Genomic DNA, 10187 nt, shown 5'->3' with positions numbered 1-10187 from the left:
GCCTACTTTTATAACATCTATAAACGATAATAAAATACTACGTGAAAAGACCGCATTTTGTATAAATATATCCCTTAAGTTGATGGGTGTGTGGCGGGACCCCTATATACAAAAATCACAGTTAAATAAGCTTAGAAAAGTTAATTTTATTTTGAAATAACTTATCTAATTTTTAGGAATGTCCTTAAAATATCATTTGTAAATTCAAACTCATTAAAGTTAAGAGCCACTTTATGCTTAACAAAGCCTGGGGTAGGCTTACTCCTAAAATCACCTAAACTTTGCCCGAAAGCCTCTCCACGATCAACTACAATTTTAATAGGCAATTCCCTTATAGTTACCTTGTTTCTATTTAATAAATACCAAATTGGAAATACATCATGTAAGGGGCTTCCTAGAATTCCAGGTACGCTTTGTGAATAAAATTGATAATAAAAATTTAATAATGGTTTAATAATTAAACCTATTGGATCTTTTGTTTTCTGATGAAAATGATCAATCTGTTCGACTTGTTGAGGTGTAATAAGAGCTCTTTGTGTGACATTCAAAGGGATAATTGTTAAATTTTTGGCATAAGTAATGATAATGTTGGCTGCATACGGATCACTATGGAAATTAGCTTCTGCAGATGCTGTAACATTCCCTGGGTAAAAAATAGCCCCTCCCATTAATAAATATTCTTTAGCTTCTTGCATAAGTTTTAGCCCTAAAACAAACGTTGTAGCTAAGGAGGTAAGTCTTCCAACATTAACAATTGTTAAATCGTTTATGTGTTGCTCTACCAAATCTAAAACCATATGTAGAGGATAAATTTGATAATTTATTGAAGGGGTAATAATTGGCCCTAAACCTTCTGGACCATGAACATCTGGATAATATTCTGCTGTAATACCTGTCAGGGTACAGGATGCTCCTTCATAAACAGGTATATCTTTGTTTCCTGATAAATACTTTAAGTAATTTATATTTTTAAGCACCTTTTCTCTCGGGACATTTCCATAATCCGCTACAATACCGACTATTTCAATTTCTTTAGTGAAAAAAGAATATATAAGTGCTATTGCATCATCAATTCCAAAATCACCAAAAAGTAAAATTTTTTGTTTCATCATTTTCCCTCTTTCATAATATTATATTTGATATTACGATCCTCTTCTAAGCGATATATATTTCGTTATAAATAAGTTATTCTTTACAACCAATAAATATTAATGACACATAGTAATATGTAATGCTTTTATCTTTTCTAATAGGCAAATACTATTAACCTAATATACATTGTGTAAGTATAGAAAAAATTTTGAAATCTTTATATAATACAAGGGTAGTTATATAAGGATTGCCCTTGTTTTATAGTTTTTATTTTTAATGATGATAGGTGATTGGAAAAGAAGGTATACAGAAGGTGAAATTAGATTACTTAAATTCATGAAAATGTTAAAGCAAACAGGGATGTCTTCTAGCAAATAACTTATTAGACGATTAAAAACGTATAATACGAAAGGGGGATAGATTTAGTAAGGGTTTTGTCCATTTGAGACACCCCCTCACTAAAGATAAATTGTGATTACACATATAGCAGATATAAAACTACAAACGGTTTCTATAGAAGGGGTAAAACAAGTTTATAAAGACATATTATCTTTTCCGATAAAAACAGAAACAGCAACATTTATTCAATTTGAAGTCACACCTTACACAACAATTAGTTTCCAGGAAGTATATGAACCGATTGCACCTGCGCATTTCGCTTTTGAGATTCCTTATTCAAAATTTCATGAAACGGCAAAATGGCTAGAAGGATCTGGGTTACTCATTGCGAAATGGAAAGATGGTCATACAATTGATGAGGAGAACGGTCTTTTCAATTTATACTTTAGAGATGGCGATGGAAACCTTCTTGAAATTATCGCACATAGCTATGTTGAGGAAAATATATTAGTTCCGCATTCACCTTTAAACATTTTATATGTAAGGGAAATTGGTCTTCCGGTTAAAAGTGTGCCCGTATTTACAGAATGGTTGAAATCAAATCTAGACATGAAAACGAAGGAAGATGGGGATATTTTCAACTTTGTTATTGGTGGAACTGCATATATTGTTGCAACTTGGTGGCAGCGACCTTGGATTCCAATTGCGATGAAAGCTTTACCACCGAAAGTACACGTATCTTTCGGAACATCTGATCACGCATTTTTAAAACGAATTCAAAATAATTTTAAGAAAAATAGTGTTCCATTTGAAAGCAAACATAATGAAGTATTATTTATTCAACAGGGGTATACATTTTCTGTTTTGCATACACCAGATTTTCATTCCGATATTCCTAGAAAATTAAACTTACCACTTTCTATATAATTATAGGAAGTGGTAAGTTTTTTGCATTTTCATGAAGAAGGGATTCAGCATAATTACACTGAATTTATAAAGGAGTGTAGGGTGTAATACTAATTTACTGTAAGGAGAGAAATGAATTGAATTTAGGAAATCCGATAGCAAAAGGAAATACGGCTGAAATTTATCTTTGTGATAATAAAGTTGTGAAACTATTTAAAGAATACCTCCCTAATACAGAATCTCTATATGAAGCACAAAAACAGAAGTATGCATATTCACGTGGTTTACACGTTCCTAAAGTATTCGAAGTTACAGAGATACAAGGTAGACAAGCTATTATTATGGAATATGTAAAAGGGAAAAGTGTTGGTGAGCTTCTGCTAAATAATTCAAGTGAAGCGGAGTATTACATAAGTATGTGTGTTAATGAACAACAAAAGATTCATGCTATTTCTGTAAGCTCGGATGAAATAAAACAGATGGAAGAGAGACTTTATCGTCAAATTCAATCTGTTCAAAATCTAGATGAGAAACAAAAGAAGAATATATTGAGCAAAATGGATTCAATCGTGTTTGAACCTAGATTATGTCATGGTGATTTTCATCCGTTTAATTTAATTATGAGTAATGATAATGTGAAAACTATAGATTGGGTTGATGCTAGTTTAGGTGATATTCGTGCAGATGTGTTTCGAACATATTTGTTGTACTCACAATCTTCGGTAGAATTAGCTGAAATGTATTTACATATATATTGCAGGAATACCGGAATATCAAGAAATGAGATTTTTCAATGGGCACCTATTATTATTGCGGCTAGAATATCTGAAAATGTATCTGCTACAAACATTGAATATTTGAATGATCTGGTAGCACAGTATTGTAATTAAAGAAAAACTTTCGATATTTTAATTTTTAAATTAAATACGTTCTAACAATACAAACAGATGAGTAAAGGTATTGAGATTTACAATCAGATATTAAATTTGCAAAGAAGGAGTCCATTTTATGAAATCTTTTGAATCGATTTCAGGGGAACCTGAATGGGAGGAATCTGCTCCCGCGCTACAAATTTCGAAGCTGTATAAACAATTCGGCGAGTTTATTGCAGTCAATCATATTGATTTAACTGTTCCGAGGGGATCTTTTTATGGAGTTGTTGGCCCTAATGGGGCAGGAAAAACTACTTCGTTGTCGATGGCTGTTGGTTTATTACGACCAGATGGCGGGAACGCTAAAGTTTTTGGGGTTGATGTTTGGGGAAATCCTGCACAAGCAAAGACATTGATCGGGGTATTACCAGATGGATTGGCCTTGCCGGAAAGACTTACTGGTCGCGAATTATTAACATATATGGGCCTGTTAAGGGGAATGAGTGCCAAAGAAGTTAATCGACGAACAGAAGAATTACTTACAATACTAGAATTGAATAATGCTGAAGGAACGCTAGTTATCAATTATTCTACTGGCATGCGTAAAAAAATTGGTCTTGCACTTGCACTCCTCCATGCACCGAAATTACTCATTCTCGATGAACCATTTGAGGCAGTAGATCCTATTTCTGCAACTACTATTAAAAAGATTTTACAGAAATTTGTTAGTTCTGGTGGTTCAGTAGTATTTTCAAGTCACGTCATGGCGTTAGTTGAACAACTTTGTGATCACGTTGCAATTATTTCCAAAGGAAAAGTGGTATCTTCAGGAACAATGGTAGATGTTTGCGGTGAAGAAACGCTCGAAGACATTTTCGTTCAGTTAGTAGGCGTCCCTGCTGTTAAAGGAGGAGAACTGTCTTGGCTAGTGTTTTGATTCGAATGAAGTTATCAATCCTAAAAAATTCAATGAATAGTGGTAAAGCAGTTCTTTTAATTATTACAGGAATAGTTGGTTTATTGATTGCAATTGGAACCATCTTGCTCTTTTCTTTCTATCCTACGGAACATAACGTTTCAAAAAGTATTCTATATGTGATATTCGCTCTGTGGACAGTAGGGTGGATTTTGGGCCCACTTCTTACTGGGGGAGATGGAATGTTACGTCCTGAATATTTCGCGCTGCTTCCACTCACTTCATTTAAACTTGCTAGGGCGTTACTCGCTGTAGCTTTTATAGGATTAGGCCCACTTGCTAGTCTTATAGCATTCATAGGATTATTAATTTACGCAGCTAGGGCTAGTTTAACTGCAACTATAGTTGCAGTTCCAGCAATTATTTTACAGTTAATATTTGTCGTGCTGTTATCAAAAGTAGTAGTTAGTATAATTGGTGAGACGATGAAATCAAGGATCGGTATGGAATTTGGAGCAATGCTCTTTGGTTTCATCATTGCGTTTTTAAACGTAGGCTGGTATGCACTTCCTGCTATTAATGGGATAACACTTAACGAACCTACATTTCTTTACATGTTTCCGTCTAGTTGGGCGATACTTGCTGTAGAGTTTGCTATTCAATCTAATTGGTTATTAGCTTTTGTTTTATTAATTGTTCTAACAATATTATGCGGACTGCTTTTATTTATATGGACGACATTACTGATGAAAAGTACAGTGAAGGATACTAAGAAAATCCAAAATACGATTACTATTAATAAACATAGAAAAGCTCTACGAATCTTTTCAGAAAAGAAAATTGGAGCAATAATAACTAAAGAATTAAAAAGTTGGGGAAGAGATCCACAACGAGGTCGTTTCCTCCGGATGGGTATTTGGATAGGAGTGTTTTATGGTATTTTAATTACAAGTGCTCATATATCGTATTTAATGCCTTGGGCAGGGGTAATTATGATTGTTTTCACAAGTATGTTTGCCTGCAATATATATGGGTTTGATGGGAGTGCATTATGGTTAACATTAACGACACCTGGCGCAGAACAGATTGATGTGCGTGGTCGTCAATTGGCTTGGTTGATAGCTATTGGCCCGATTGCAATTTTAACAACAATTATTTTCACTATCTATAGCGGACTTACTTTCGTTTATCCTTGGGTATTTGCGATAATTCCGGCATTACTCGGTGGAGCTGCAGGTCTTATTATGTTGTTTTCTGTATTTAACTTAATCCCAATAACTGATCCTCATCGCCGCGGAAGAGGAACCGTTATCTCAGGTGATGATATGAGTGCCAGTAAAATGTTTATAACAACGTGGTTAATGATGGTGATGGTATTAGCAACAGCTATACCCGCTTTGTTAGTTGTATGGATTGGGACATTACTACATATAGAGCTCTTACAATGGCTAGGTGTACTGACTGGCATTTGTACAGGAGTGTTTTTAGCTTGGTGGCTTGGTCGAATTGCTTACTTAAAACTTGAAAAAAGTGGCCCTGAGTTGCTATTTGCAATGAAAAGTGGCATGAAAATATTGCGCGATGATAACAAAGAGAAAAATAACAGAATGGCGGCTGAATTACCTAAGAAAAAACTTGCTGTTGTTGTTCTATTAGTATTTATGGGTATCTTTTTTTTGATTCATCAAAGTATAATACCGTTAATTTTTGAGATATTTAGTGTAGATGAAAAAGTTCGTCTTTTCTTTCTCCCACGCTACTTTTCGCATATTGTTCGTATTCCTATAATCATCGTATTTGCTGTATTAGGTATAGCATCTTTGTATAAAGCTATTTTAATTAAGAAAAGACATGGGAAGGAACATCAATTTATAAAAGATGAAATGTAGAATATACCTAAAAATAAACTAGTAATTACATGATGTTGTTCAACTATGATAACCGTGTAGTTGAACAACATCTGTGTTATATGTTACTGAAAGAATGATTATTTTCGATCTTCATTCTATAAAGATTCATTATCCGTACTTGTTCCTCAGTTAATTCTTCTTTATCCCAATACATATGCATTAAGCTATATTCGAATATCTCCTTTAATTTAATAAACAATGGTAGCTGGTATAGCATCTCTTTAGGTAAATCATGTTCCTCTTTGTATCCTTCAACTATTGCTTTTGTAATAGAGTTCTCATAGTCAACTATGTTACCATTCCCAACGAATGAATATTCTATCGCACTATAGATTGGAACTGCCAAATCGAATATATAAAAATGTTTTTCACAGTCTTGAAAGTCAATCATTGTTAAATTCAAATCATTTTCCACTAATATATTTTCTAGCCATAAATCTCCGTGTATTAACCCGTAATTTGAAGGGGATTTTGAAAGTTCCTGTATAGAAGTTAAAACATCAGATGCAATTTCTCTTATAGTAGTTTCTTCTATAGGGATATAGTGAAGAAAATTATATTCTTCATTTTCATACCAATCGTTTATATGTATTACCGGTTCAATACTTTCAAAGTTTTTAGATATACGATGTAATTTGCCGATTTGTTGTCCTAATTTTTTAAATACATTGGAATTCCATTCGCTTTTTGGCAAATGAATACCGGGAGCAGCTTTATATAATACAGTAAAGAGTTCTTTGTCTAGTGTTATTTTTTCTACTAAATTCCCCGTTAAAGAAGGTATTATTGGAGGTACTCCTAATCCTTCTTTATATAAAAAGTCCGTATATTTTACTTCTTCCAACTGCTCTTCATAAGTTTTATAGTTAGTTATTCTAACGAAATAATTTCCTTGTTTCGCGAGACATTGATACATTTCATTTGTTACTGGTGTAATTTTAATAAAATCCAATGGATATAGCTCGTTAATTCGTTTAAGTATTTCTTTTTCTATATTCTTCATATTAACTTCCTTTCCAAACATGGTTTTTCCATTTACAAAGCTACTAGTTTCTTAACTTACAAAATTCGTGTTTTATTTTACAGAATCCTTTAAAAAGTATTTCTCAGACTGATTAAGTTGGAACTTTATTGGAAATTTAAGTAAATGTATGCCAAAATAAGATAGCTGAAAAAATGTGAAAATAAAAGTTACATATAGTATTTAAAGATTTTAGAGGATGTTTAACGCTATAAATCACAAGAAATATCAAAAGAAAGAAATGGATAGCTCGTATAATTTTATTCAGGGGTGAGGTTAATGAATGAACATATACAACTTATGATCGATTGGATTGAAACAAATTTAAATAGTGAATTTTCATTAGATGCATTATCTAATTATATGGGTTTTTCTCCTTATTACTGTTCTTTTAAATTTCACCAAGTAACAGGTATAAGTATTAGACGCTATACTCTTCTTAGGAGATTGTATTTATCTACGGAAGATTTGATGAATGATAGAAAGATAATTGATATTGCATTTGAATATGACTACTCTTCTCAAGAAGCTTATAGTAGAGCCTTCAAAACTGTTTTTGGTATAACCCCAAGAGAATTCCAGCTTAAGAAAATGCCTGTCCAATCATTTAGTAAACTCTCAATCAATAATGGTAAGGAGTGGTGTAGAATGAATATTTCTAGAAAAATTGAGGTAGAACAGCTAAGACATAAAAAGAGTGAGTTGTTTGATAGAGATGTACTTAACATATTAAATGGTCAAGTTATGTATGAAGAATTTAAAAATGAAAAACTAATGGGAGAGTCTGATTATGCTCCATTTAATGAAGCAATGTGTGTTAACGCAGCTACTACACAAGTTTTTGATGATGAGTTTATTAAAATGAGGGCGGAGGGGCATAATAGCTCAGTAGAAGATTATATAAAAAAGGTTATTGATCCATTAGAGAATCTTTTTAAAAGAGAGTATAAATGTATCGTTTTATGGTTCGGTGAAGATATGTTTTGCCAAATAAATCTACTTACATTACTTTCATACCTTGAACAGTCTGGTTATGACGGGAAGGTATACTTCAATAGCTTCAGAGAGGATGAATTTAAAGTAAGTCAGATGGAACTTGAGTTAGGAAACTATGATGCTATTTACAATGAAGTAGTAATAAATCATAAAAAGCCATCTCATGAGGTATTACCCGTAATGTATCAGGCAATAGATTTGTATTTAGATATGCTGAAAGAAAATAATGCAGTAGTAAAGTATATCTCCAAAAATAAAGATTTACCAACACAAGAACTATTAAAAAGGTTATTTAATCTTTTTCCAACAATAGGATATGGGGATCTACAATATATAAAGCTTATTAATAAAGTGAGATAAAAATTGAAACAAATTAGGAGAGAATACGGAAAAAAGATGCACCTAAAAGGATAAGTGCATCTTTTTTTCTTATATTTGTTTAAGTAAATTTAATTCTGCTTCTACAAATGCCATTAATTCTTTTATTGTTTCACTAGAAAAATCAAAACGAATTCCAGCTGCTTCATATACTTCTGTTAAAGATTTAGAGCTACCTAATGATAAAGCTTTTTTATAATTTTCTAGTGCTTGTTTTGGATTTGCTTTATATTGTTTATACATTTGAAGCGCACCAAGTTGTGCGATTGCATATTCGATATAATAGAATGGCACTTCAAAAATATGTAGTACAGGTAACCAGCCAGTTGCTATCCAATTCTCATAACCTTCAATATTTACCACATTCGATTGGTAAGTGTTATGTAATTCTAAATATTTTTCATTTCTTTCTTTAGCAGTATGATTAGGGTTTTCATACATCCAATGTTGGAATTGATCAACGATAAGCATTTGTGGTAAATACTTAATAATATCTTTAAAGAAATCTAATTTTGCTTTTATAAATTCTTCTGTATTCTCATAAAACGCATCCCAATACTCCATCGAAAACAATTCCATTGTCATGCTAGCTAGTTCGGCTGATTCTGAAGGGATTTCTAAATATTTTTGTAGCTCTAGCTGCTTCATACATTCATTATGAATACTATGGCCCATTTCATGGAGGAAAGTAGTAACATCATCATGTGTATGATTGAGATTCATAAAAATAAAAGATAATTGAGAAGCAGGTAAGTGTTCGCAAAATCCTCCGGGTCCTTTTCCTTTACGACTTTCTAAATCTAAGCAATCATTTTTATGCATACGGCTCAATAATGCAGAAAATTCAGGGTCTAATTTGTGTAAAATGTGAGAACTTTTTTCGATTAAATCCTTCTCGTCTTCAATAGGTCTTAATACTTTTTGATTTGGTGCGGCTGCTTTTAGATCCCACGGACGAAGTGTATCTACTTGAAGCTCAGCTTTTTTCTCATTAAATATATTATCAATAAGTGGTACAACGTATTTACGAACAGATTCTGCAAGTTCGTAGCAATCTTCCGCTGTATAATCAAAACGTTCATATTTTTTGAACATATAATCACGATAATTATCTAATTGAATGTTTTTTGCCTTTTGATGGCGAATTTCAACCAACTTATTTAAGATGTTTTGGAGTTCTTTCTCAACAGTTAAATACTGTTCTGAGATAAGTGTTCTTGCTTTTTTACGTATATCTCGATTTGGATCTTGTAAATATGATTGTAATTCAGTTAGTGTTTTCTCTTCGCCATTCCATATTGCACTTAAACTTCCTGTGATTTCAAAGTACTCTGTTACGAATTTATCTTCCCTTATTTCTAGTTCAATATTTTTCTCGCAAAATAATGTTTGAGCATTTTGTATTTTTTTATCCAACAAACCATAGTCTTTAGAATCTAATTCCATTCGAAAAGGTGATTCTAAATATTTATTATCAAATGAATTTTGATAACGTTTGATAAGTGGTCTTACGTGCTGCTGATCGTATTCAAATGTATCTTTAATATCCTGATTATCTGTATTACATTGAAAAGCGATATAATGAGATCTTAGCTGTTCTTCGATTTCCCAAATTAATTTAGATTGCTCTTTTAGCCAGTTTTCAAGGTCTAGTTTTGAAGAAATGTGTATATCTAATAAAGACGAAAGAGCTTTTTCTAATTCTAGTACATTACTAATATCAATCGTGTTTAAGCGCTGCATTTTACATCCCTCAC

8 protein-coding genes are annotated in these 10187 nt (G+C 32.4%); 5 read left to right on the top strand and 3 right to left on the bottom strand.

Annotation, left to right across the window (positions count from 1 at the left end; genetic code table 11):
- Nucleotides 1-161: 161 nt before the first annotated feature.
- Nucleotides 162-1109: a nucleoside hydrolase gene (locus MR109_RS15680; protein ID WP_048373888.1), complete on the bottom strand. Its 948-nt coding sequence runs from the start codon at nt 1107-1109 to the stop codon at nt 162-164.
- Between the two features lie 454 nt (nt 1110-1563).
- On the opposite strand from MR109_RS15680, the gene MR109_RS15675 reads away from it, so the two are divergent.
- The 4 genes from MR109_RS15675 to MR109_RS15660 all read left to right on the top strand — a co-directional run bounded on the left by MR109_RS15675 (nt 1564) and on the right by MR109_RS15660 (nt 6014).
- Nucleotides 1564-2358, top strand: a complete 795-nt coding sequence (locus tag MR109_RS15675; RefSeq protein WP_242272861.1) for a VOC family protein — start codon at nt 1564-1566, stop codon at nt 2356-2358.
- A 116-nt stretch (nt 2359-2474) separates the two neighbouring features.
- Complete coding sequence (locus MR109_RS15670) at nt 2475-3227, top strand: aminoglycoside phosphotransferase family protein (protein ID WP_242272859.1); 753 nt, start codon at nt 2475-2477, stop codon at nt 3225-3227.
- 118 nt (nt 3228-3345) lie between these two features.
- Nucleotides 3346-4146 carry an ABC transporter ATP-binding protein gene (locus MR109_RS15665; RefSeq protein WP_048373881.1) on the top strand — a complete coding sequence of 267 codons (801 nt, stop codon included), beginning with the start codon at nt 3346-3348 and terminating at the stop codon, nt 4144-4146.
- Complete coding sequence (locus MR109_RS15660; RefSeq protein WP_242272858.1) at nt 4131-6014, top strand: hypothetical protein; 1884 nt, start codon at nt 4131-4133, stop codon at nt 6012-6014. Before MR109_RS15665 ends, MR109_RS15660 begins: the two co-directional genes overlap by 16 nt.
- A 76-nt stretch (nt 6015-6090) precedes the next feature.
- On the opposite strand, the gene MR109_RS15655 is transcribed toward MR109_RS15660, so the two are convergent.
- Nucleotides 6091-7038: a phosphotransferase enzyme family protein gene (locus tag MR109_RS15655; protein ID WP_242272857.1), complete on the bottom strand. Its 948-nt coding sequence runs from the start codon at nt 7036-7038 to the stop codon at nt 6091-6093.
- 297 nt (nt 7039-7335) lie between these two features.
- Here MR109_RS15655 and MR109_RS15650 point away from each other — a divergent pair, with 297 nt between their 5' ends.
- The gene (locus tag MR109_RS15650) at nt 7336-8412 is read left to right on the top strand and encodes a helix-turn-helix domain-containing protein (RefSeq protein ID WP_242272854.1); all 1077 of its coding nucleotides are present in this window, start codon (nt 7336-7338) and stop codon (nt 8410-8412) included.
- Nucleotides 8413-8481: 69 nt separating this feature from the next.
- On the opposite strand, the gene MR109_RS15645 is transcribed toward MR109_RS15650, so the two are convergent.
- Nucleotides 8482-10173: a M3 family oligoendopeptidase gene (locus tag MR109_RS15645; protein WP_242272852.1), complete on the bottom strand. Its 1692-nt coding sequence runs from the start codon at nt 10171-10173 to the stop codon at nt 8482-8484.
- Nucleotides 10174-10187: the final 14 nt, after the last annotated feature.

The organism is Bacillus cereus group sp. BfR-BA-01310 (genome assembly GCF_022664325.1).
Taxonomy (GTDB): Bacteria; Bacillota; Bacilli; order Bacillales; family Bacillaceae_G; genus Bacillus_A; species Bacillus_A paramycoides.
This window is presented reverse-complemented; position numbering and strand designations above follow the sequence as displayed.

Excerpts from the sequence above, each read along its gene's own strand:
- MR109_RS15680 (WP_048373888.1), bottom strand. The coding sequence starts at position 1,109 with ATGAAACAAAAAATTTTACTTTTTGGTGATTTTGGAATTGATGATGCA.
- MR109_RS15645 (WP_242272852.1), bottom strand. The coding sequence starts at position 10,173 with ATGCAGCGCTTAAACACGATTGATATTAGTAATGTACTAGAATTAGAA.
- MR109_RS15650 (WP_242272854.1), top strand. The coding sequence starts at position 7,336 with ATGAATGAACATATACAACTTATGATCGATTGGATTGAAACAAATTTA.
- MR109_RS15655 (WP_242272857.1), bottom strand. The coding sequence starts at position 7,038 with ATGAAGAATATAGAAAAAGAAATACTTAAACGAATTAACGAGCTATAT.
- MR109_RS15665 (WP_048373881.1), top strand. The coding sequence starts at position 3,346 with ATGAAATCTTTTGAATCGATTTCAGGGGAACCTGAATGGGAGGAATCT.